The sequence below is a fragment of the Thermodesulfobacteriota bacterium genome (assembly GCA_040753795.1).
Taxonomy (GTDB): Bacteria; Desulfobacterota; Desulfobacteria; order Desulfobacterales; family Desulfosudaceae; genus JBFMDX01.
This window is the reverse complement of record JBFMDX010000013.1, coordinates 75,193-96,348: the sequence shown is the minus strand read 5'-3', so window position 1 is coordinate 96,348 and position 21,156 is coordinate 75,193. Positions and strand designations below refer to the sequence as shown.

20 protein-coding genes and 1 tRNA gene are annotated in these 21,156 nt (G+C 56.3%); 6 read left to right on the top strand and 15 right to left on the bottom strand.

The genetic code is table 11. The features are described from left to right. Positions 1-71 precede the first annotated feature (71 nt). Positions 72-148: transfer RNA gene (locus AB1724_14625), tRNA-Val, on the top strand. Between the two features lie 102 nt (positions 149-250). Here AB1724_14625 and AB1724_14620 read toward each other — a convergent pair. Both AB1724_14620 and AB1724_14615 read right to left on the bottom strand, forming a co-directional pair. Then, positions 251-1,048: a hypothetical protein gene (locus AB1724_14620; GenBank protein ID MEW6079045.1), complete on the bottom strand. Its 798-nt coding sequence runs from the start codon at positions 1,046-1,048 to the stop codon at positions 251-253. Between the two features lie 16 nt (positions 1,049-1,064). Continuing rightward, positions 1,065-1,415, bottom strand: a complete 351-nt coding sequence (locus AB1724_14615) for a hypothetical protein (GenBank protein ID MEW6079044.1) — start codon at positions 1,413-1,415, stop codon at positions 1,065-1,067. Positions 1,416-1,525: 110 nt separating this feature from the next. On the opposite strand from AB1724_14615, the gene prmA reads away from it, so the two are divergent. Continuing rightward, positions 1,526-2,425 carry a 50S ribosomal protein L11 methyltransferase gene (gene prmA / locus AB1724_14610; protein MEW6079043.1) on the top strand — a complete coding sequence of 300 codons (900 nt, stop codon included), beginning with the start codon at positions 1,526-1,528 and terminating at the stop codon, positions 2,423-2,425. Positions 2,426-2,434: 9 nt separating this feature from the next. Here prmA and AB1724_14605 read toward each other — a convergent pair whose 3' ends face one another. The 5 genes from AB1724_14605 to ftsE all read right to left on the bottom strand — a co-directional run bounded on the left by AB1724_14605 (position 2,435) and on the right by ftsE (position 7,816). Continuing rightward, a complete protein-coding gene (locus AB1724_14605; GenBank protein ID MEW6079042.1) occupies positions 2,435-3,475 on the bottom strand; it encodes a divergent polysaccharide deacetylase family protein in 1,041 nt (346 codons plus the stop codon). After that, entirely contained in the window at positions 3,472-4,821 is a 1,350-nt protein-coding gene (locus AB1724_14600) for a S41 family peptidase (GenBank protein MEW6079041.1), read from the bottom strand. Before AB1724_14600 ends, AB1724_14605 begins: the two co-directional genes overlap by 4 nt. 67 nt (positions 4,822-4,888) lie before the next feature. After that, a complete protein-coding gene (locus AB1724_14595; protein ID MEW6079040.1) occupies positions 4,889-6,289 on the bottom strand; it encodes a peptidoglycan DD-metalloendopeptidase family protein in 1,401 nt (466 codons plus the stop codon). Then, entirely contained in the window at positions 6,253-7,137 is an 885-nt protein-coding gene (ftsX, locus tag AB1724_14590) for a permease-like cell division protein FtsX (GenBank protein ID MEW6079039.1), read from the bottom strand. Before ftsX ends, AB1724_14595 begins: the two co-directional genes overlap by 37 nt. A 1-nt stretch (position 7,138) precedes the next feature. After that, complete coding sequence (gene ftsE / locus AB1724_14585; protein MEW6079038.1) at positions 7,139-7,816, bottom strand: cell division ATP-binding protein FtsE; 678 nt, start codon at positions 7,814-7,816, stop codon at positions 7,139-7,141. Between the two features lie 307 nt (positions 7,817-8,123). Between ftsE and AB1724_14580 the strand changes: the two genes are divergently transcribed. Next, positions 8,124-8,462 (top strand): histidine triad nucleotide-binding protein, encoded by a 339-nt coding sequence (locus tag AB1724_14580; GenBank protein MEW6079037.1) that lies wholly within the window; start codon positions 8,124-8,126, stop codon positions 8,460-8,462. Here the strand turns inward: AB1724_14580 and mltF are convergent. Together mltF and cbiR are read right to left on the bottom strand one after the other, a co-directional pair. After that, a complete protein-coding gene (gene mltF / locus AB1724_14575) occupies positions 8,444-9,856 on the bottom strand; it encodes a membrane-bound lytic murein transglycosylase MltF (GenBank protein ID MEW6079036.1) in 1,413 nt (470 codons plus the stop codon). The genes AB1724_14580 and mltF overlap by 19 nt on opposite strands. After that, a complete protein-coding gene (gene cbiR / locus AB1724_14570; protein ID MEW6079035.1) occupies positions 9,849-10,667 on the bottom strand; it encodes a cobamide remodeling phosphodiesterase CbiR in 819 nt (272 codons plus the stop codon). Before cbiR ends, mltF begins: the two co-directional genes overlap by 8 nt. Positions 10,668-10,754: 87 nt before the next feature. Here cbiR and AB1724_14565 point away from each other — a divergent pair, with 87 nt between their 5' ends. From AB1724_14565 to AB1724_14555, 3 genes are read left to right on the top strand one after another with little or no spacing between them, the layout of a single operon-like run. Beyond that, positions 10,755-11,540 (top strand): ParA family protein, encoded by a 786-nt coding sequence (locus AB1724_14565; protein MEW6079034.1) that lies wholly within the window; start codon positions 10,755-10,757, stop codon positions 11,538-11,540. Further along, positions 11,512-11,874, top strand: a complete 363-nt coding sequence (locus tag AB1724_14560) for a hypothetical protein (protein MEW6079033.1) — start codon at positions 11,512-11,514, stop codon at positions 11,872-11,874. The genes AB1724_14565 and AB1724_14560 overlap by 29 nt, the downstream gene beginning before the upstream one ends. A gap of 10 nt (positions 11,875-11,884) precedes the next feature. Next, the gene (locus AB1724_14555) at positions 11,885-12,946 is read left to right on the top strand and encodes an MBL fold metallo-hydrolase (protein MEW6079032.1); all 1,062 of its coding nucleotides are present in this window, start codon (positions 11,885-11,887) and stop codon (positions 12,944-12,946) included. Here AB1724_14555 and AB1724_14550 read toward each other — a convergent pair. The 6 genes from AB1724_14550 to secF all read right to left on the bottom strand — a co-directional run bounded on the left by AB1724_14550 (position 12,904) and on the right by secF (position 21,149). Further along, the gene (locus AB1724_14550) at positions 12,904-14,232 is read right to left on the bottom strand and encodes a sensor domain-containing diguanylate cyclase (GenBank protein MEW6079031.1); all 1,329 of its coding nucleotides are present in this window, start codon (positions 14,230-14,232) and stop codon (positions 12,904-12,906) included. The two genes, AB1724_14555 and AB1724_14550, sit on opposite strands and share 43 nt — an antisense overlap. A gap of 169 nt (positions 14,233-14,401) precedes the next feature. Continuing rightward, a complete protein-coding gene (locus tag AB1724_14545) occupies positions 14,402-16,219 on the bottom strand; it encodes a chloride channel protein (protein MEW6079030.1) in 1,818 nt (605 codons plus the stop codon). Between the two features lie 23 nt (positions 16,220-16,242). Beyond that, positions 16,243-16,689, bottom strand: coding sequence for a PTS sugar transporter subunit IIA (locus AB1724_14540; protein ID MEW6079029.1), 447 nt, complete (start codon positions 16,687-16,689; stop codon positions 16,243-16,245). A gap of 15 nt (positions 16,690-16,704) precedes the next feature. Continuing rightward, positions 16,705-18,981, bottom strand: coding sequence for a type I DNA topoisomerase (gene topA / locus AB1724_14535; GenBank protein ID MEW6079028.1), 2,277 nt, complete (start codon positions 18,979-18,981; stop codon positions 16,705-16,707). A 9-nt stretch (positions 18,982-18,990) separates the two neighbouring features. Continuing rightward, positions 18,991-20,106, bottom strand: coding sequence for a DNA-processing protein DprA (dprA, locus tag AB1724_14530; protein MEW6079027.1), 1,116 nt, complete (start codon positions 20,104-20,106; stop codon positions 18,991-18,993). Positions 20,107-20,108: 2 nt separating this feature from the next. Further along, on the bottom strand, positions 20,109-21,149 hold the full coding sequence (gene secF / locus AB1724_14525) for a protein translocase subunit SecF (protein ID MEW6079026.1): 1,041 nt from the start codon (positions 21,147-21,149) through the stop codon (positions 20,109-20,111). Positions 21,150-21,156: the final 7 nt, after the last annotated feature.

The following is a 21,156-nucleotide window of genomic DNA, read 5'->3' as shown; positions in this document are numbered from 1 at the left end:
TCCGGGGCCTGTTTTCTCTTGACAGCAGCCGCCGCGCTGGGTCAATATAGGCCCCATCATTTCTTGGCAGTGGGCGCGTAGCTCAGTTGGCTAGAGCGCTACCCCGACACGGTAGAGGCCGCCGGTTCAAGTCCAGCCGCGCCCACCACTTACCAATAAGGCCACGCGCCTTCCCAGGGCCTATTTCATCCGGCTGTATTTTTTCAGATTCGCTTTGATGTACGGCATATGTTGAACCAGATGGATGAAACTATTGTGGCCGGATCCCGGTCAGGATTTTTTTCGCCTCGGGCCAGTCATACAGCACCGCGTCCCAGATATAGGTCGGGCGCTCCGTGGCCAGGCATTTTTCAAGCAGGGCAACGGCCGGACCGGTTTTGCCTTCGGCCAGATAGACCTTGGCCAGGGAGAGGCTGGCGATGGTGAGATCAGGGTCTTTTTCGTACGCCCGGCGGGCCAGTTCCATGGCCCTGGGTTGATCCTTGACCGGCCAGGGCGCCTGGGAATAGATCAGCGCCAGGATGACGCCGGACAGCACCGACAGCCGATGGTCCGGATCGGTGGCCATGGCCTGATGCAGATAGGTTTTGGCCTGACTGATCTGCTTTATCGCCGAAAGCATGCCCGACATGTCGGCCAGGCGGGCGTAAGCGGTCCCGGCCCAGTACATGCCGCCCACGGATTTCGGGTTCATGGCCAACGCCTGTTCGGCCAGCGCGATGGTCCGTTCAACCAGTTGTTTCCGTTCCTTCGGATCACGGACTTCCTCTGATTTTTTGAACGTTACTTCGCCCAGGCGCCATCGGGCTTCTTCGTTGTCCGGAGCCAGGCAGATCGCTTCCTCGTAAACGGCCATGGCCCTGTCCAGGTTGGTCAGGTCCAGATGCATCCGGCTTTCAAAATCCCATCCCTGCCGGAAGAGCTCCTGGACGCGATCGGCGGCGGGATCCGCCTGGGTCGGGGCCGACGGTAGAAGGACCATGATGATGAAGAAGAGCCGGAACGGGAGGGACGACAGGCGAAACATCCGCCGAATGGGGTCAGTCATGTCAGGCGTTCCCGGCTTAGCGTTGATTTCCGGCGGAACGCTTCCTGATCCCTGCTGCCAGCGCAATCAGGCCGATGGACCCCATGATGATACCCGGCGCGATGTCGTGGAACCCCCGCAATTCTTTAGTGATATAGATCTCGTGGGTCTGGATGAATAAAATCCAGTAGCCGCTGCCGATGAACGCCAGAAATCCGAGGATGATCATGGTGGAACTGTTGAGCCGCTGCATGCGGGATGCTTTTTCCGCCGCTTCCAGCGACTGGTAGGACAGGGCGATCCGGTCGTAAATGATATAGGCGGCAACGAGGATGATGATGGTCAGGCTGGTGACGGTAACCCATACATGGTAGTAGAGATCGGCCATAAGGCACTTCCTTTCCCGGATATTTTATCTTATAGGGATTGATCTGTTTGTAATTATAAACGCGATTGATTATAAACCAAAATAAAAAAAATTCAAAAAGAGGAAGGAAAATGAACTGGACCGCCGTAACCGTCGGTTTTAACGCCGATGCTTCTTCCAGGGACACGATCATTGAAATTGTTGCCGACCTGTTTTACCGCCTGGGCCTGAATGGCGTCGAGATCAACGAGGCGGCGGCCGCGTCGGACGGTTCGGCGGCTGTCGCGGTCACCGGTTATCTGCCCGCTGATGCGTCGGTGGAGGATAGCCGGTCCCGGCTTCAGGCGATGATTGACGACCTGCCTGCCGGTGTGAATATCCGATTCACGGTGACCTGCAGGCCGGTTGATGAGGAAAACTGGGCGGATTCCTGGAAAGCCCATTTTCAGCCCTTGAGAGTCGGCCGGCATATGATCGTCAAACCGACCTGCCGGGATAGCGCGGCCGGTCCGGAGGACATTGTCATCGAGATCGACCCCGGCATGGCCTTTGGAACCGGCACACACGCGACCACCCGCATGTGCCTGGTCATGCTGGAGCGGTATCTGCGGCAAGGCATGACGTTGCTGGATGTGGGCACCGGATCGGGGATCCTGATGATCGCCGCTTTCAAGCTGGGAGCCGGCGCCGTGTGCGGAGTCGATAACGATCCGGTGGCGGTGGAGACGGCCCGGGCCAACCTGGCCTTGAACCGCGTGGATTGTAACCGGGCGAAAATTTTATGCGCCGACCTGGTGGACGGGGTGAACGGCCCTTTTGATCTGGTCTGCGCCAACATCGTGGCGGAGGTCGTGGCGGAGCTGATTCCATATCTCCGGAAAATTCTGTCTCCGGCCGGGCGGTTTGTCTGTTCCGGTATTCTGGATGACAGAAGTTCACTGGTTGAGGAGCGGTTGCGGCGCTACGGTTTTACCGTTCTGGACCGGCTGGCGGAAGAGGAATGGGTCTGCCTGATGGCCGCGGCGGGTTGAATACCGGTATTAATCGGAAATGGTGACCAGCATGGACGCCGGCACCAGTTGCACCCGTTGTTTGATGAGGGGAAGCTGATCAGCCAGCACCCGGCAGGTTTCCGGGTGGGGGTGGCCGATACCGATGGCCTTTCCATGGCGGACGGCGGTATCCGCCAGTTGGTTCACCTGACGCGTGATATCCGCTTCCGACAGGGTGTTGTCCAGAAAAACATCCCTTTCGGCAAAGGGCAACTGCAATTTTTTCGCGGAGGGCCGGCAGAGGCTGTTTTCGGTTGTCCGGCTGTCGATGAAAAACAGGTTCTTTTTTTTAAGAACGGTGAAGATCTGATACAACTGGACGGACTCGGTGGTCAGTTTCGACCCCATGTGATTGTTGACTCCCGTTATATAAGGAATATCGGCGATGTCCGCCTCCAGTTGTCCGATGAGCGCGTCCGGCGCCATGCCGGTCAGCAGAACGCCCGGGCCCGGGTCGACATGGGGATATTCCTCCGGCTCCATGGGCAGGTGCAGCATCACCTCCAGCCCTGCCTCGCGGGCGGCCGCGGCGATCTCTCTGCGGAACGGGCTTTCCGGCAGAATGGAGAGCGTCAGGGCCGGATCGGTCGTGATCAGACGGTTTGCGATTTTCCGGTCGTAACCGATGTCGTCGATAATGATGGCGATACGGGGCTGCCCGACTGCCGGCGGGGACGGGAGGTCAGCCGTGTCCCCGACGCCGGCCGGAGGGGATGGCGCGGGAACGGCGTCACCGGTATGGGTCGGCGGCGATGGGAGCGCCTGCTTTTCTCCGGGATAAACTTCAAAGACAGGGATTTTTGTCGCCGGAACGTGGGCCGGTTGCACCGGCTTTACAACCGGTCCATGATCCGGCGCCAGATAGATAACCGCCAGGCCGCCCGCCAGTACAAGAATCGCCAGAAGGATTGTCGCGCCGGCGGATTTTACCAGCAGTCGGGACCGGGGCGGTTTCTTTTCTTTCTCTTTTTTAGCCTGTTTGACGGCAGCTGTTTTTATCCTTCTGGGCGACTTTCCCGGAGCCGTCATTTTTTGATACCGGTAAAGATATCATAGGAAACCAGGGCATCCACCGCCCGCAGGACCTGGGAGTCGGTCAGCAGCAGTTCGGGCGTGATTTCACCGTAGCGGCTGTTTTGCTCGTCCGCGTCATCCTCCGGTTTGGCGGACGGTTCTTTCTGGGGCTCCTCTTTCTGCGGTTCCGCCTCCAGGTGATTGGCCAGATCTTTTTCGGCGAGATAGGCCCTGCCATTTTTTTTGTCGGCCTTGATGATTTCAAAGGGTACTTCGATATCCGGCACGATGCCCTTGGCCTGGATGGATTGACCGCTGGGTGTGTAATACCGGGCTACGGTGAACTTGATGCCGGAGCCGTCCCCCAGGGGCTTGATGGTTTGGACGGACCCCTTGCCAAAGGAGGTGGTGCCCATGAGCAGGGATCGATGCTGGTCCTGAAGCGCGCCGGCCACAATCTCGGAGGCGCTGGCACTGCCGCCGTTGATCAGGGTGACAATGGGGTAGTCCCGCTTTTCGGTATCTTTTTTGGCCTTATAGCTTTCCTCGCTTTTCCGCTGTTTGACCGACAGGATGACCCCGTCATCAAGAAACAGATCCGCGATGGAGACGGCCTGGTCCAGAAGACCGCCGGGATTGTTGCGGAGGTCGAGGACGAGTCCTTTCAGTTTTCCATTGTTCTCCGAATTCAACTGCTCCAGGGCTTTGAGCGCTTCATCGGTGGTGTTGGACTGGAAGTTGGAGATGCGCAGGTATCCGTATCCGGGTTTGAGCGTCAACGATTTGACGCTGGTGATGGGAATGACGTCGCGGGTCAATTCGAAACTCAAAGGAGCGGATTCCCCTTTGCGCAGGATGGAAATGGTTACGGTGGTACCTTTTTTGCCCCTCATTTTTTTGACCGCTTCCCACAGTTCCAGGTTTTCGGTGGACTCCCCGTCGATCTTTTCGATAATATCGCCCGCTTTGACGCCGGCCAGATAGGCCGGGGTGCCTTCGATGGGCGAGATGACCTTTAACAGCCCTTTGTCCCTGGTAATGACGATGCCGATGCCCTCAAATTCGCCCTTGGTGTCTGACTGCAGGTCTTTGAGCGCGTCCGGAGGAAGATATTCGGAGTGGGGGTCGAGACTGCTGACCATGCCCTGGATGGCCGCCTTGATCAGTTCCTTGGTATCAACCGGGTCGACGTACTCCTCTTCCATCTCCTGGATGACGTCGGTGAATATCTTCAGTTCCTTGTATGTGTCGACATCGTTGGCGGCAATATCGCCGTAGCGTCCGGCGATGACAAACGTGAGCAATGAAGCCGCAAAGATGGCGATGACCAGTTTCATGGTTCTTGTCCGAAGAGTCTTCATGATCATTCCTTGTATGTGATTATCAACAGGTGGTTGTGCGTCAATATGCTGCCAATGCCGGTTGCGATCAGCCGGCGTTCAGCCAGGGTAAAGGGTTAACCGGTTTCCCCTGATGCCGGATCTCAAAGTAGAGCGCCGTTTCGCTGGAAAGGGAGACAGTGTCGCCGACCGTGGCGACCACTTCGCTGGTTTCCACCAGATCCCCTTCCTTCTTGAACAGCTCTTGGGCATGGGCGTAGACCGTATAATATTTTTCTCCATGATCGATGATCATCATGTTGCCGTATCCCTTGAACCAGTTGGCAAAAAGCACCTGGCCGCGAAAAACCGCGCGAACCGGCTCGCCGCGTTCCGCCCGGATATCGATGCCGCTGCGGAAGTTGACGATGTTTAAGTTAACGTCTTTGTATTTACCGAATTCGGTGATAACTTTACCGCTGACCGGCATGGGCAGCAACCCTTTAAGCGAGGAGAAAGAGCCTTTTAGCGGCTGCGGCTGCTTTGTGGCCGTTTCCGCTTTTTTTTGCAGGGAGGCCATGGTCTGGTTCAGTTCTTCGGCTGCTTTTTCCAGGGACGCCAGCGCCGCTTTCCGGGCCGATTCTTTTTCGCGGATATCCTTCAGGATTCCCTGCCGCTTGTTTCTTTCCCTCTCCATGGCACCCATCTGCTGCTGCATGGTTTTTTCAAGGGCCGCTTTTTCCATCTCCTCTGACGCCAGGCGATCCATGATCACCCGTAGCCCCTCTTTCCGCTGCAGATGCCGGGACAATATTTCCGCGTCATAATCGCATATGATGGCCATGTCTTTTTTCGCTCTCAAAACTTCATAAACCGAATCCGCCGAGCCGATGATGTTCAGCTTGCCCATGAGACTGAGTTTGTATAGCGCGACCAGCCGATTGGAGGCATAGGCGCTGGTTTTATCAATCTTTTTTTCCAGGGCCTGGGCTGCCTGCCAGTTGTCGTGAATACTGTTGCGGATATTGTTGATTTTCAGGCCCAAGGCGGCTGCCTGCCGGTTGATATCGTTCTGTGACAGGTCGATTTCATTGAGTCGTTCCAGGACCTGGAATTCCTCATGCGAGAATTTCTCAAGATCGGATTTATGGTCTTCAATCTTCTGGTCCAGTTCCTCGGCCTTTTTTTTAAGCTGTTCAATGGCAGGATCGGCGTTCCCCCGGTGGACATACCGCTCATCGTTCAGAATATATCCGTCGATATTTCCGTGAGAAATTTTCAGCCAGCCGTCTACTTCATCGTAAATGGCTACCTGCGCTCCTTTCTGCAATACCCCGACCTTTTCCGCCTGCTGACTGGGAGATCGCCGCACATTCAGCACCGAAGCCGTGATAATGGCCGTGTCTTCCGCCCGGCACCAGCCGGCCAGGCTGATAAGGACGCCGACCAGAATCAGGACCGGCACCGGCGCCATCAGTCTTTTAAAAACTGTTTCAAGGAAAGGTAACATCCCATCCATCCCGTCAGCATGCTGAACATGACGATCACCAGCAAGGTGGTGAAAGGCAGAAACTGTATCGTGAAATAAAAGGATACAAAGTTCAGATCCACGTTGGCGATGATCATGATATACGCCAAATAAAGGACCAGTATCCCCGTGATCCCCCCGCCTCCGCCCAGAATCAGCCCCTGGATATAGAACGGCGCCGTGATAAAGGTGTCCGTCGCCCCCACCAGCCGCATGATTCTCATTTCATCCTTTTTGGAATAAAACATCAGCCGGATGGTATTGGCGATGATAAAGACCGCCGCCATGAAGAAGACACCTCCCATGACGCCGCCCGTCACTTTGAACAGGTTCAGGAAACCCGTAAACCGTTTCATCCAGTCCTGACCGTATTCCACGTCTTCCACCAGATGGCTGGACTCGATGTGGATGGCCAGCATTTCAATCTGATTCCAGTCTCTATTTTCCGGGGACACCCAGACTTCCAGCGTGTCCGGCAAGGGGTTGTCCGTCAGGTTGGACAGCAGCGATAATTGCCCCTTCATCTGTTTTTTCAACCGTTCCAGGCCGGCTTCCTTGGATATGAACTGGATTTCGGCCACCCCCTGCATCTGCTGGATGTCGTTTTTCAGGTTATCGACATCGGTCGGGGGAACGTCCTTTTTAATATAAACGATGATGCGCACCCCTTTTTCCCAGGAGTGGATGATCTTGCCGGTATTGATCATGAACAGGGCGAAGGTGCTGACGATCAGCACCGACAGGGCGATGGTGGTGAACGTGATGATGTTCAGGAGCAGATTGTCCCGCAGATCCTTGAGGGCGCGTTTTAAAAAAAGGCGGTTCATCATTTCAAGCCGTCTGCTCCAGTAAATGCCCGTGACTGAGGCGGACTTCCCTGGCGTTGATGCGGGAAATGAGGCCCTTGTCATGGGTGGCGATAATGACCGTGGCACCCCGCGAATGCAGGAATTCGAGAAGGCCGATGATATCCTCGGCCGACTCCTGATCCAGGCTTCCGGTGGGCTCGTCAGCCAGAATGATTTTCGGGTTTCCGGCTATTGCCCTGGCGATGGTTATTCTCTGCTGTTCTCCTCCGGAGAGGCTGGGTGGGTAGGCGTTGGCCCGTTTTTCAAGGCCTACGGCCCGAAGGACGCTGTTTACTTTTTTTTCGATCAGGCTTCTTTTATCCCCCTGGATTTCCAGCACCAGGGCGATATTGTCAAAAACGGTTTTGGTCGGGATCAGGTTGTAGTCCTGGAATATGATTCCGAATTTTCTTCGTAAAAAGGCGATCCGGTCGCGCTTCATCCGGGCCAGGTTCATTCCATCCACCAGAATCTGGCCCTCAGAGATGGGTTCGCCCAGATACATCATCTTTAAAAGGGTGGTTTTGCCGGCGCCGCTGGGGCCGGTCACGAACACAAAGTCGCCGGCCTGGATATCAACCGTAATATCGGAGAGAACAGTGGTGGCGCCGAATTTTTTGTATACATGAAAGATTCTTATAATCGGGGGCCGTTCTTCCATGGCTCCTTTTTTCCGGTTTTCCGGCATGTGGCCGGATTTGTTCAGAATGAAATCAGTTTTACTGGCTGGTTATATTAGCTTTGTACGGGGAAAACTGCAACACTCTTTTTTGGCGGCCCGGACGGGCGGGATGAGGTCGGTTGACGATCCGCCGGGCTGCTGATATAAAGAATAAAAAAACGCGGGGAGGGCTTAACGGTTTTCTCCGGTTTTTGCCCCTTGCTGACGCATAAAAAACCAATGCTTCTTCCAGCATCAGCCGGGGCTTTTTTGTCTATCCGGTGGCTCTTATAATAAGGTAAGAAAAATGGATGATTGTCTGTTTTGTAAAATCGCCGACGGCCGCATCAGGGGGGACATGGTTTATCAGGACGATAAGACGGTTGTCTTTAAGGACATCAATCCCCAGGCCCCGACTCACCTGCTGGTCGTCCCCCGGGAGCATATCCCCATGGTCGCCGACATGACTGAGCGTCAGAGCGAGCTGGTCGGGAGGCTGTTTTATGTGGCGGCGGAAGTCTGCCGGAAAGGGGGGATCAGCGACTACCGGCTGGTGATCAACAACGGCCAGGGCGTGGGCCAGACCGTTTTTCACGTTCATCTGCATGTGCTGGCGGGGAGGCCGTTTCACTGGCCCCCGGGCTGATCGTTTTTGTCGAACGCCACTTCTTTCTGCTTCAGGATGTCATAATAGCCCAAGACCTTATCCACGAATTCAACCGGCTCTTTGCCCCGGGCGTATCCGTTCGGGGTGGTGGTGTAATATTCGCTGAGTTGCAGCAGAGGCAGCGTCGTCTTCATGTCCTGCCATGTGTTTCCCCCCAGCCCCAGCCGGCGGGCCAGTTCCTGGGCGTCTCGTACATGGGAGTATCCGATGTTGTATCCGGCCATGGCGAAGAGCAGCCGGGTCTGCGGATCTTCAATATCGCTGAAGAGCTGGCGCAGCTCCGCCAGGTATCGGACGCCTCCCCGGATGCTCTGAAAGGGATTCATCCGGTCCGTGACGCCGAGGGCAAGCGCCGTGTTTTCGCTTAACTGCATGATCCCCATGACGCCCGTGTGGCTGACCGCCGTGGAATCAAAATGAGATTCCTGGTAAATCAGGGCCGCGATCAGACGCCAGTCAATATCGTATTTTTCGGCCTGGGTTCTGATGGTCCGGCTGTATTCCGGAAGCCGGGTTTCCAGCCGCTGGTGAAATGTTTTCAGATCGACATAATCAAAGACGTCCACGGCCCCGTAATACTGGTTATACAACTTTTCCAGAACACCGTTGTTTTTAATTGTTTTAAAGAAGGCGTTGACCTCGGCCGCCAGGGCCTTGTCCTTCCGGCGGACGGCCCAGGCCAGATGCTGTTCCTCCTCGATGGGGAAAGCGATCTTGATGTCCGGGTAGTAACGGCGATTGAGCAGGGCGATGTGGGAATCGGCCACGGTCACCGGGATCTGTTTTTCCGCGACCAGCCGGATCAGTTCTTCGGTGGGGATGTCCCGGTGGGAGACGATGGTCAGGGCAACACCTTCCTTCTGCAGCGCCTGCAACCGGTGTTCGTAGGTGGTCCCCTGCCGTACATGAATGGTGCAGCCGGCCAGGTCGTGAAGGGTTTCGATGGTGTAATTGTTCTTGTGAATAATGGCCTGTTGCCGTACCGGCATATAGGGTATTGAGAATTCGGCCAGGGATTGCCGTTCCTGGGTTCGGGCAATACCGGCCGCGACCAGGTCCCCCTCTCCTGAAAGCAGGGCATCAAAAAGACGGTTCCAGCCGGGTACGCGGACTTCCAACGCAACGCCCAGGTAGGCGGCGAACTCCCTGGCCAGTTCATATTCGAATCCCATGGGCGTTTCCCGGTAAAGATAGTAGGCGGTGGGAGAATTGTCCGTAATTACGGTTAGTATTCCGCGTTTTTGTATTTTTTCCAGCGAGAAATCGTGGAAAAAGAAGTACAAACCTGTCTCCGTGAGGATCACGAGGAAGACAGCCAGGAGAATCGGGAGAAAATGGAGAACGGTTGGTTTCGGGGCGACCGGTTCATTCATTGTCTGATTTTGAAAAATTTCGCCATATTCTGTCAAGATAAATCAGCGAGGCGGACAGGTTGTCCGGAGAAAAGACCTCCAGGGAAACACTGTGATGGAAATCCCGCAGAATGCCGCTGAGTTCTCCGGTCTGATCCGGCGAGAGCCGGTCCAGGGACAGGTGGTCACGGCCCCGGTCGACCCCGTGGATGTGGAGAATGATGACGCGTTCCCGGAAGGTACGATACAGTTCCCGGCAGTTTTCCTCCCGGACCATTAGATGACCGGTATCCAGGCAGACGGAGCAGCCCAGATCCTGAAGGATCGGATCAAGATAGTAAAAGGGGTAATCCAGCGTTTCCAGGGCGATGGCTTCGGCCGGCAACCCACTGGCTTTCAGGAGCCGGGTCAGGCTTCCCCGGACGCGATCCCGCCAGCCGGCCGGATCGGCGCTGCTTTCCCCGGGCGAAGCGATAAAGGGCAGGTGAAGGGTCCAGGAGGTCGGGGCCAGGGGCCGGGCCAGATCGATGACCCGCAGGAGGGCGTCGACGGCGGCGGAGCGGACGGTCGCCCGGTCGTCGCCCGGAAAAACGTCCGTGGGCAGGTGGATATTGAAAACAATTTCTCCGGTCGTGGCCAGGGCGGCCAGTTCTTCGATCTCGGCGGGTCGGGGCAGACTTCTCGGGTCGCTTTCCAGCAGCAGCAATTCGATTTCGTCGACGCAGGCGCAAAGCCTGCGGACATTGTCGGCGTAACCGGCCGGATAGATGAACGAGGGGCAGGCCAGCCGGAAGGGGTAGCGGCCTTTATATGCAGTGGGCAGATCAGACATACATATTTTTATATCTCATCTTGCCTTGGGAAGCAAAATCGGGTATTTCTCCCACAGAAGAATTCGTGACGGGAAGAGGGGGAAAACATGCGCAAGATCGCCGTGGCCATGGCCAAGGGTGGAGTCGGCAAAACCACCACCGCGGTTACGCTGGCGCACGGCCTGGCCCTGGCCGGCGCTACCGTGGTTCTGGTGGATTGCGACACCCAGTCCCAGGCCTCCGGATTCCTGGGGGTGAACCCGCCCTTCGGCCTGTATGAATTCATCACCGGCGCCGATAAAGACGGCACGCGGATGAGCAAGGCCGAGGCCCTGTACCCGGCCCGTGAAAATCTGTGGCTGATCGCCGGAGGAATGCCCCTGGTGGAACTCAAGAACCGCCTGGGCGAACAACCGGCCGACCGCCGGCACAATATTCTGGCTGAAGCCCTCATCCCCAGGGGCGGGTCGGTCGATTATCTGATTTTTGACTGTTCGCCGGGGTGGGACGTGCTCAGCGTCAATATCCTCATGGCGGCCGATGAGGTCCTGTGCCCGGTGGCCCTTCAGGGGCCGGCTCTGGAGGGGCTGAAAACGTTTTTTACCTATCTGCTGTCGGCCCAGAAGCTGAATCCCGCCCTGCGCCTCAAATACGTGGTGCCGACCATGTTTGACCGGCGGACCCGGCACAGTTACGACATGCTGGCCGTTCTGGAAAAACATTTTTTCCGGCAGTTGTGTGATCCCGTGGGGTACAACACCAGTCTTTCCGAGGCGGCCGCGCGGGGTAAAACCATTTTTGAGTACCGGCCCGGATCTGCCGGGGCCGAAGGGTATCGAAACCTGATCAGGAGGATAGCGGACGATGACACCAAACAAACGCAAAGCACCTGATTTTTTAGAAGATGACCTGTTCGATCCGGTCAGCGTGGCCACCGGTAACCGGCGCCCGGGACGGACGAATTCTTCCCCGGAAGAAAAGAAGCCTTCTTCAACCCGGGGCGGGAGCAAGAAAAAGGCCGGCTTTTATCTGTCTTCCCAGTTGCTGGAGCGGTTCTCCCGGACATTTTACACCCTCAAGCTGGAAGGACTGCGGATCGAGAACAAATCCACTCTGCTGGAAGCCGCTCTGAATCTGGCGCTGGATGACATTGACCGGGGCGGGAAAAGCGTCATCCGGAAACTGCTGACCGGAAAGCAGCCCGGCCCGGCACGGGAGAACCGTTGAAGAGGTTTGTATGATCCGATCCGATCACTGGAAGTTCAGCCGTCAGGTCCTGCCCGGCGTGTTCTCTGTGACCCTGCCCCTGCCGGGGGAAAAGCCCGGTCCGGTAAACGCCTATCTGTTCAAGGGGAAAGACAACATCACCCTGCTGGACACCGGCACGTCCAAGGGGTTTGAAATTCTGAAAAGCGCTCTGGCCGAACACGGCCTGACCTGCGACGATATTGACCGGATCGTGCTGACGCACAGCCATATCGATCATTACGGCGCGGTGAAAAAAATTCTGCGGGCCTCTTCTTCTTTTATCGACGTGGCCGGTAACTTTGCCCGCACGGTCAGCATCGCCACCGGCCTGGGCGTATCCCGGAAAACCATGGGGGATTTCCTGTCGCTCATGGGCGTACCGCCCCTGGTCCGCAATTCCATGCGGGTACTGTCGTCCGCCTTTGCCCTGCTGGGCGAAAAGTGCCGGGTGACCTCCTTTATAAAGGAGGGGCAGACTATCACCATGGGGGATTATGACTGCCGCGTCATCGAAACGCCCGGCCATACCACGGACTCCATCTGCCTGTATGTCGAGCAGGACAATGTTCTTTTTTCCGGTGATCATATTCTGCCCCATATTACGCCTAACGCTTTTGTCATGCTGGAGGAGGGCCGCCCGCTGCCGACGCGACTGAGCCAGAAGGAATTTTACGAGTCCGTGGATAAGGTCAACCGGCTGGCGCCCTGCCTGGTTTTTCCGGCCCATGGCCGGCCCATGGAAGATCTGGCCGCGGTGACGCGCATGTACGCGGAAAATTTCAGTCAGCGGGAGAACCTGATTCTCGGCATCATCACCGGCGGCGAATCGGTGGTTTACCGTATCGCCAGAAAACTGTTCCCCAGGCTCAACACCGCCCGCCTGCCGCTGGAAATCTTTCTGGCGGTATCGGAAGTGTACACCCATATTCAGATGCTGGAATTCAGGGGGATAGTCGCTACGCGGGTGGAAGGGGACCGGCTGATCATATCACCGGCGACGGATGCCGGTCAGGCACCGGCCATGGTCGGTGAAAAACGGCCTTTGTTATAACAGATATAGGTGTTTTTCATCTCTTTGGCCCTGTACATGGCCTGGTCGGCGTGCTTGACCAGATCGTCGATGGTGGCGCCGTCTTCCGGGTAAACGCTGATACCGATGCTGGTGGTAATGAAGTCGATGGTGTGTTCTTTGATCTGGAAGGGGACGGTGATCGTTTCAATGATTTTCCGGGCGACCTTTTCCGGGTTCATGTTGTCGGGGTTGTTCAGCAGGATGGTGAATTCATCGCCGCCGTGCCGGCACAGATAGTCCGTCTCCCGCAGGATACCGGCGAGCCTCCGGGCGGTCTCCTGAAGAACCATATCCCCCGCCTCATGCCCGAAGGCGTCGTTGACATTCTTGAAGTTATCCAGATCCAGAAAGAGAAGGGAACATTTTTTGTTAAACCTTCTGGCGTAAGCCAGGGTCGAGCGGAGACGCTCAAACAGTGCTCCCCGGTTATACAGACCGGTCAAATGGTCATGGGAGGCCATGTACAGCAATTCTTCCTCGAATTTTTTGCGAATGCTGATGTCACGGGCAACCCCCCGGAAACCGATGATTTCGTCCCGTGAGTTTTTGATAAAGGAAAGGGACGTTTCCACATGAATTTTTTCGCCGCTTTTTTTGACCAGTTCCCAGTCAAAGGGGGTGGGCAGTGCCCCCGTCCGGAAAGCCTTGTTGTATTCCCGAAATACTTTCTGGGCCGTCCACTGGTCCATGAACCCGCGGTAATTCATCCCCAGCAGTTCATGTTCCGTGTATCCGATCATTTTCAGCATGGAACTGTTGAAAAAGGTGACGTTACCGGTTAGGTCCACTTCAAAATACCCCTCTTCGATACTTTCCAGAATGGTGCGGTATTTTTCCTCGCTGTGAATGAGCTGTTTTTCCAGATAGCTTTGTCTTGCCGGGGGCTGCTCTTCATGGGAGGTAATAAGATATTCGAGTTGGGCCTTTTGCGACCGGTTCAGTTCCTGGAATTGGATATCGCATCTTTTCAGCGGTTTGGCATCAAGAGAAAAATTGTTCTGGATGACAAAATCCGAGATGATGTTGCAGGGGATTTTTTCAAAATAAAAGTTGTAGCTGTGGATCAGCATGTCGATCCGGCAGGTTTTCCCGGTCAGGTCGCCATCCGTGTCGCCGATATAACTGAACCCGATTCCGCCGAGGCTGATATCGATGATTTTACCGATTTTCACCTGGTCGTACGTCAGCAGGGCGGCGGTGCCGTTCTCAACGCTGATTCTGGTTTTTTTCCTTCGATCATCAAAGGAGGACGTGTCGTCCATCATCGTTATCCTTGTTATCAGTCTAACGCTATACAGTTGGAGAGATAGTATGTTTTTTTTAAAAATGCCACATTTTTTATGTTTTTTTTTGCGAAATCAAGTTGGTGACGGCAAGGCCCCTTCAACGGATAATTATCGGTCACGAATCGGTATTCCGGGGCCGGTTCAGGGGTCAGCGGCGGAAGTGATAATTGGTCAGAAAACGGTCGGTGGCCCACTCCTCCCGGAGGGTCTGGTAGGCCTGGAGAATATCCTGGTGTCTTAATATACCGGTTAGGGCCGCGGGATCCTCACGGGAAGCCACGACCGGTATGTTTTCCACGTCAAATTTCTGAATATTTTCCAGGGCGGCGGACACCGGGTCATCTTCGTCCACGGCCGGGATGGGGATGATCAGGTCTCCGGCGATGAGCAGATCGACCAGCTCCTGGGTGATCAGCGCCTGGCGGACGCTTTTCAAGGAAATAACACCCATCAGGCCCCCCTTGTCGTCAGTGACGCAAACTTCACCATAAGCCGAATGGAGAAGCCGGGCGAGCAGTTCCCGGAAAGGCGTTCGGTAACTCACGGTTTCGACGGTGCCTGTCATCAACTCCTTTACTTTGACGCGGCCGAGGATGTCCACTTCCCCCATGGAACTGACGTCGATGCCGTCCTTCAACAGTGCCTGGGCGTAAACCGTTCTCTTGTTCACGTACATGACGACGACGTAGGAGAGGATAGAGGCCAGCATCAGGGGAAGGATAATGCGGTAATCCCGGGTCATTTCGAAAACCAGCAGCATGGCGGTCAGGGGAATGGAATTCATGCCCGCCAGCATGCCGCCCATGCCGACCAGGGAAAAAGCCACGGGATCCAGCCGCACGCCGAACAAAAAACCGGCCGCGGTGGCGAACACGAATCCGAACATGGCGCCGATGACCAGGGCCGGAGCGTAGGTGCCGCCATAGGCGCCGGCGGTCAGAAACAGCGCCAGAAATATAATCCGGAGCGTCAACAGCCAGAGGACCGTCGTCAGGGGAAAGCCGGAGTTCAGTACCTGATGGATGGTGTTGTAACCGATGCCGTACAGGGTGTCGAATTTCAGCAGCGCCAGCCCAAACAGAAAAGATACCGGCAGCAGCCGCAAAAAGGGGTTGCCGAAAAACGGAACGCGGTCAAACAGATTGCTGAAAAGGCTGCGTGTTCCGAAAAAAAACAGCGACAGCAATCCGCAACAGAGGGCAAAGGCCAGAAACCAGGGATAATCGGTAAAAGCGATCATCGGGTAATCGGGAATGGTGAAAAGGAGTTCATTTCCCAGCAGCGCCCGCGAGGAGATGTCCCCCACCACCGAGGCGATGATCAGAAAGCTCAAGGCCTGGTTTTTCAGATCGTTGAGCAGAATGACTTCGATGCCGAAAAAAACGCCGGCGATGGGCGCGTTGAATACCGCCGAAATGGCGGCGCCGGCGCCGGCCGCCGTGAACACCTTCACGCCGCTGCGGTTGAGGCGGAACTGTCGGGAGAAAAAAGAGCCGATGCCGCTGCCGATTCTGGCCACCGGTTCCTCCGGTCCCAGGGGCGCTCCGGTTCCGATGGTGAGAATGGCCGCGGTCATGTGAAAGAGGGTGGTCTTCAGGGGAATGAAGCCGTTGTTGATGATCAGGGCCTTGATGACGCTGGTGACCCCCCGCTCCGCGGCCAGGCGGGGGAAGAGCGCCGTGGCGCCCGCGACCAGCAGGCCGCCGGCCACCGGGACCATGATCACGGCCAGAATTCCGTAAAGTGAAGTCCGGGGCGGACAGGGGTGAGAAAGGAAAGCCCGCATGAGTTCGACGACGTGATGAAAAAACATGGCCCCCAGCCCCGCCAGCAAGCCGATGAGAATCGCGAAAAGAATCTGCCCGACATATCGGAATATGTCGGAGGCGCCGGAGAGGCCGGCCAGTGAATGTCGCAAAGATCGGGCGGGAGATCGTCCCGGCTGTTTTGTTAGCGGTGAATTCATGTCCGGCGGCCGGGTCTGTCCGGTTACTCGGTTTGTAAGATATCGATTACCTGATCGGCGGAAGAGGCGCTGACGAGGAGTTCCTTGGTGTTCTCTTTTTTCAGCAGGTTCATGATTTTCGAGAGCAGTCTCAGGTATTCCATATGCTGAGTCTCGCCGGCGGCCACCAGGATGATCAGGTGGGCCGGTTTTTTGTCGATGGCGTCAAATCCAATTCCCTGGAGCGAGGTGCCGATGGCGAAGACGATTTTTTTGACCTCCGGAATCCGGGCATGGGGCACCGCGATCCCGAAGCCGATGCCGGTGGGCATGATATCCTCGCGTTCCTTCATGGCGGCGATCAGTTTTTCGATGTCGGTACAAACGCCGCTGTTTTGAAACGTCCGGGCAAGTTCTTCGATGGCGGCGTACTTGTCGGCGGCGGCAATCCGCCGGATGAATCGTCTGTCGGTATAGTCAGTCAGTCGCATGGCCATGTTTCCGGCTTACTCTTTTTTCTGCCGGTGGGCGCAGGCTTTATCCAGACATTGATAGATCATGCCTTCCTTCTTGGTCTGCTTTTCGACCATAACGGGCGCGCCGCATTGCGGGCAGGCGATGTCGACCGGTTTGTCCCAGGTGGCGAACTGGCATTTCGGGAATCGGCTGCATCCGTAAAAAATTTTCCCGAGCTTTGATTTCTTTTCGACAATCTCGCCGTCACACGCTTTTTCCGGGCATTTGACGCCGATGGGATTGGCGGCTTGTCCGACGGAATTTAACGATTGCGTGTTCTTGCAGTCCGGGTAGGCCGAGCAGGCCAGAAAATCCCCGTATTTGCCGTGTCGCACCACCATGGGGCTGCCGCATTTATCGCACATTCTGCCTTCGGCCACGGTCTGATCCGGAATCGCCGGGCTGACGGCCCCCTTTTCGGAACGGGTATAGTTGCTGGAGAAGGTGCATTCCGGGTAGCCGGAGCAGGCCAGAAACTGGCCGTTCTTGCCGATCTTGATGCGCAGTTCCTTGCCGCATCGGGGACAGGGCAGGCCGGTGGACGCGCCAACACCCTTGATGCTCAGCATGCCCTCCCGGGCGGCTTCCAGTTTTCTGGCAAAGGGTTCATAAAATTCTTTGAGCAGAAGGGAGGATTGCTTCTGAGCCGATTCGATCCGGTCCAGATCGTCTTCCAGCCGGGCCGTGAAAGCGATATCCAGAATATCGGGAAAATTGGCCATCAGCAGGTCATTGACGATAAAGCCCAGTTCCGTGGGGTGAAAATACTTGTTGACAATATCCACGTACCCCTTGTCCCGGATGGTGGTCAGGATGGTGGCATAGGTGCTGGGCCGCCCGATACCGTTTTCCTCCAGTTCCTTGATCAGGGAAGCCTCAGAAAAACGGGGAGGAGGGGCCGTGAAATGCTGCCGCGGATCCAGTTGAATCAGTTTCAGTATTTCGTTTTCAGACAGTTCCGGCAGTTCATCTTTGGGGCCGGCCGGATCGCTTTTTTCGTCCGTTACCTGATACAGCACCATAAAGCCGGGAAAGTTCACGGTTGAGCCGCTGGCCCGGAACAGATAATCGCCGGCGGCAATGGATATGGATTTCTGGTCGATCAGTGCGTGGCTCATCTGGGAGGCGACAAATCGTTTCCAGATCAGCGAATAAAGTTTGAACTGGTCCGGGGATAGATGCTGCCGGATGGGATCCGGCTCCAGTGCCACCGAGGTGGGCCGGATGGCCTCATGGGCATCCTGGGCTTTATTCTTGTTGGCGAAAAACCGCGGATGATCAATGGCGTAATCGGCCCCGAATTTTTTTGCCACCAGGGCCATGGCCTCCTGGGCCGCCTCCGGCGCGATACGGGTGGAATCGGTACGCATGTAGGTGATCAGACCGACCTGATCGCCGGATCCGAGGGTGATTCCTTCGTAAAGCTGCTGGGCCACGGCCATGGCCTTTTTGGCTGAAAATCCCAGTTTCTTGATAGCTTCCTGCTGCAGTGTGCTGGTGATAAACGGAGGCAGGGGATTCCGCTTGATCGTTTTTTTGATGATCTTGTCGATCCGGAACGGCTGGCCGGAAATAGACGCGGTCGCCTGTTGGGCGGCGGCCTCATCGCCGATGGCGATTTTCTTACCCTTGTACCGAGCCAGTTTGGCTGAAAACTGCGGCGGCTTTGCACCCTCCAGCAGGGCCGTGATCGACCAGTATTCCTGGGGTTCAAAGGCGAAAATTTCCCGTTCCCGGTCGCAGATGATCCGCACCGCCACCGACTGCACGCGTCCGGCGCTGAGGCCGTTGCGGACCTTCTGCCAGAGCAGGGGGGATATCTGGTAACCCACCAGCCGGTCGAGGATTCGGCGGGCCTGCTGGGAATCATATTTATTGGAATCCAGTTCCTGGGGGGAGTCCAGGCCTTTCTGAATTCCCTTGGGCGTCAGTTCATGAAACAGCACCCGGTAAAAGCGTCGGTCTTTTTTCTTGAGAATTTCCGCCGTGTGAAAGGCGATGGCTTCCCCCTCCCGGTCCGGGTCGGGGGCGAGATAGATGTCGGTGGCGTCACCGACGGCGGTCTTGAGGGCTTTGACGATTTTCTGTTTGCCCTTGATGCCGACATACCGGGGGGCAAAGTCGTGTTCGATGTCAATCCCCAGCTCGTTGGGCGGCAGATCCATTAAATGGCCGGAAGTGGCGGTCACGGCATATTGATTACCAGTATGCTTTTTAATGGTCTTCACCTTGGTCGGTGACTCGACAATGATGACCGGTTTTGTCACGGGGTGTCCTCATTTCAGCAGAAAATATTTGCCGGGTTCCTGCCTTACCCGGCCTTTCAATTCCAGGCGCAGCAGAACACCGGCTGTTTTTCCCGGATCCAGCCCGGTTTTGCGGACAATCTCATCAATATGAACCGGGTAACATTCCAGGGTTCTTAACACCAGTCTTTCATCGCTGTCAAGACAATCGGAAGAATTTGTCCGTGGACCGCCGGTTGCCGTTCCGTCCGCAGGCAATGCCGGCGGATGAATCGCGATCATATGGGATATGTCGGCCAGCACGTCGGCCGCGTTTTCAATCAGCCGGGCTCCCTGCTTCAGCAGCCCGTGCGTTCCCGCGCTTTTGAAGGACTGGATGCTGCCCGGGACGGCAAACACTTCCCGGCCCTGTTCCGCGGCCAGCCGGGCGGTGATCAGGGAACCGCTTTTTCTGGCTGCTTCCACCACAATGGTTCCCACCGACATGCCGCTGATGATGCGGTTGCGCATGGGAAAATGATAAGTCTGCGGCTTGGCAAACACCGGCAGCTCCGAGACGACGGCGCCGCCGGCGGCTATTTTTTCGGACAGGGGCCGGTTCTCCCGGGGGTAGATACTGGCCACGCCGCTGCCCAGAACAGCGCAGGTCTTTCCGCCGCCATCCAGGGCGCCCTGATGGGCGGCGGTATCAATTCCCCGGGCCATGCCGCTGACGACCGTCAGGCCGTGTCCGGCCAGATCCCGGGCCAGTTGCCGGGCCATGGACTTACCGTAGCCGGTGGGGTTCCGGGAACCGACAATGGAGATACAGGCCGCGTCCGGCTCCAGTCGGCCGAGCACATACAGGTACGGAGGGGGATCGGGCAGATCCCGCAGCAGACGGGGGTAGGCGGGGTCGGTCATGGTAACGACGGTGATGCCTTTTTCCCGGCAGATGTCGATATTCTTCTGAACATTCTCCGGCGGGCTGTGGCGGATAATGGCACCGGCGATGGCCGGCGTCACCCCCTCCACGGCCAGGAGTTGATCCCGGCCGGCGGCAAATACCTGCTGCGGTGAACCGAATGCGTCCAGCAGCCGTTTATAGGTATGGTTTCCTACACCCGGAATCGTCTTCAGGCCGAACCAGGCGGCAAGCGCTTCCATGTCTACTTGTTGTTGAACCGCTTCACCAGCAGAATCGGGTTGGCGATGTACAGGGTCGAATAGACACCGCTGGTGCAGCCGATGAGCAGGGCAAAGACAAAGTCATGGATGATGCTGCCGCTGAAAAAGAACATCACCAGCAGAACGATGAAAACCGTAAGGGAGGTCAGGATGGTACGGCTCAAGGTTTCGTTGACGGTGATGTTGATATTCTCCTCCAGCTGCATCTTGGGATTGTTTTTCAGCCGTTCCCGGAGCCGGTCAAAGATGACGATGGTGTCGTTAATGGAAAAACCGATAATCGTCAGCAGGGCCGCGATAATGAGCAGCGTGAATTCCTTATTGAAAACTGACAGGAACCCGATGGTAACGATGACATCGTGGAGGAGGGCTACAATGGCGCCCAGGGCGTAGGGAAGCTTCAGCAGCCAGAACAGTGCCAGGGACATGCCCAGGGTGACCATGATCAGAATCGGCAGGTCGACCTTTAATATGGACAGCAGCTGGACGAAACCGAACATACCCAGGGCGATCACGGCGCCTTCCAGCCATTTTTCCTGGAACCGCCCGGAGATATAGATGCCCATGAACAACAGCGAATATAACAGGGCTTTGAGCGCTTTATCCCGCAGGTCCTGGCCGACCTTGGGCCCGACCATTTCCACCCGCATGATTTCGGGCGCCAGGCCCGTTTTGGCTTTGAGCACGTCGGTGATCCGGTCGGTAAAGCCTTCTTCGGATATTGCCGTGGCGTCGGTGTTGATCAGGTACTGATAGTCTTTTTCCGCGGACTGGCCGTATTCCTGCACCTGGGTGGCACTGATATTGACCTCTTTGAAAGCGTCGGTGATGGCGTCAATGGGGGCCGGCGCCGCAAGTTTGATCTGGATAAGACTGCCGCCGGCAAAATCAACCCCCAGTCTCGGTCCTTTATGAACGACCAGGGAGACGACGGTCATGATGAAAATGGCGGCGGACAGACAGAAAGCGATTTTCCGTTTTCCGATAAAATCAATCCTGGTATCTGGTTTGATGATTTGCATGTTCTGT

Bases quoted from the DNA above. Each gene is read 5' to 3' on its own strand.
- AB1724_14550 (MEW6079031.1), bottom strand. From the start codon at position 14,232: ATGATGGACGACACGTCCTCCTTTGATGATCGAAGGAAAAAAACCAGA.
- AB1724_14620 (MEW6079045.1), bottom strand. From the start codon at position 1,048: ATGACTGACCCCATTCGGCGGATGTTTCGCCTGTCGTCCCTCCCGTTC.
- AB1724_14580 (MEW6079037.1), top strand. From the start codon at position 8,124: ATGGATGATTGTCTGTTTTGTAAAATCGCCGACGGCCGCATCAGGGGG.
- prmA (MEW6079043.1), top strand. From the start codon at position 1,526: ATGAACTGGACCGCCGTAACCGTCGGTTTTAACGCCGATGCTTCTTCC.
- AB1724_14555 (MEW6079032.1), top strand. From the start codon at position 11,885: ATGATCCGATCCGATCACTGGAAGTTCAGCCGTCAGGTCCTGCCCGGC.
- AB1724_14600 (MEW6079041.1), bottom strand. From the start codon at position 4,821: ATGAAGACTCTTCGGACAAGAACCATGAAACTGGTCATCGCCATCTTT.
- mltF (MEW6079036.1), bottom strand. From the start codon at position 9,856: ATGAATGAACCGGTCGCCCCGAAACCAACCGTTCTCCATTTTCTCCCG.
- ftsX (MEW6079039.1), bottom strand. From the start codon at position 7,137: ATGATGAACCGCCTTTTTTTAAAACGCGCCCTCAAGGATCTGCGGGAC.
- AB1724_14565 (MEW6079034.1), top strand. From the start codon at position 10,755: ATGCGCAAGATCGCCGTGGCCATGGCCAAGGGTGGAGTCGGCAAAACC.
- AB1724_14560 (MEW6079033.1), top strand. From the start codon at position 11,512: ATGACACCAAACAAACGCAAAGCACCTGATTTTTTAGAAGATGACCTG.
- cbiR (MEW6079035.1), bottom strand. From the start codon at position 10,667: ATGTCTGATCTGCCCACTGCATATAAAGGCCGCTACCCCTTCCGGCTG.
- AB1724_14540 (MEW6079029.1), bottom strand. From the start codon at position 16,689: ATGCGACTGACTGACTATACCGACAGACGATTCATCCGGCGGATTGCC.
- dprA (MEW6079027.1), bottom strand. From the start codon at position 20,106: ATGGAAGCGCTTGCCGCCTGGTTCGGCCTGAAGACGATTCCGGGTGTA.
- AB1724_14605 (MEW6079042.1), bottom strand. From the start codon at position 3,475: ATGACGGCTCCGGGAAAGTCGCCCAGAAGGATAAAAACAGCTGCCGTC.
- AB1724_14545 (MEW6079030.1), bottom strand. From the start codon at position 16,219: ATGAATTCACCGCTAACAAAACAGCCGGGACGATCTCCCGCCCGATCT.
- AB1724_14595 (MEW6079040.1), bottom strand. From the start codon at position 6,289: ATGTTACCTTTCCTTGAAACAGTTTTTAAAAGACTGATGGCGCCGGTG.
- ftsE (MEW6079038.1), bottom strand. From the start codon at position 7,816: ATGGAAGAACGGCCCCCGATTATAAGAATCTTTCATGTATACAAAAAA.
- secF (MEW6079026.1), bottom strand. From the start codon at position 21,149: ATGCAAATCATCAAACCAGATACCAGGATTGATTTTATCGGAAAACGG.
- AB1724_14615 (MEW6079044.1), bottom strand. From the start codon at position 1,415: ATGGCCGATCTCTACTACCATGTATGGGTTACCGTCACCAGCCTGACC.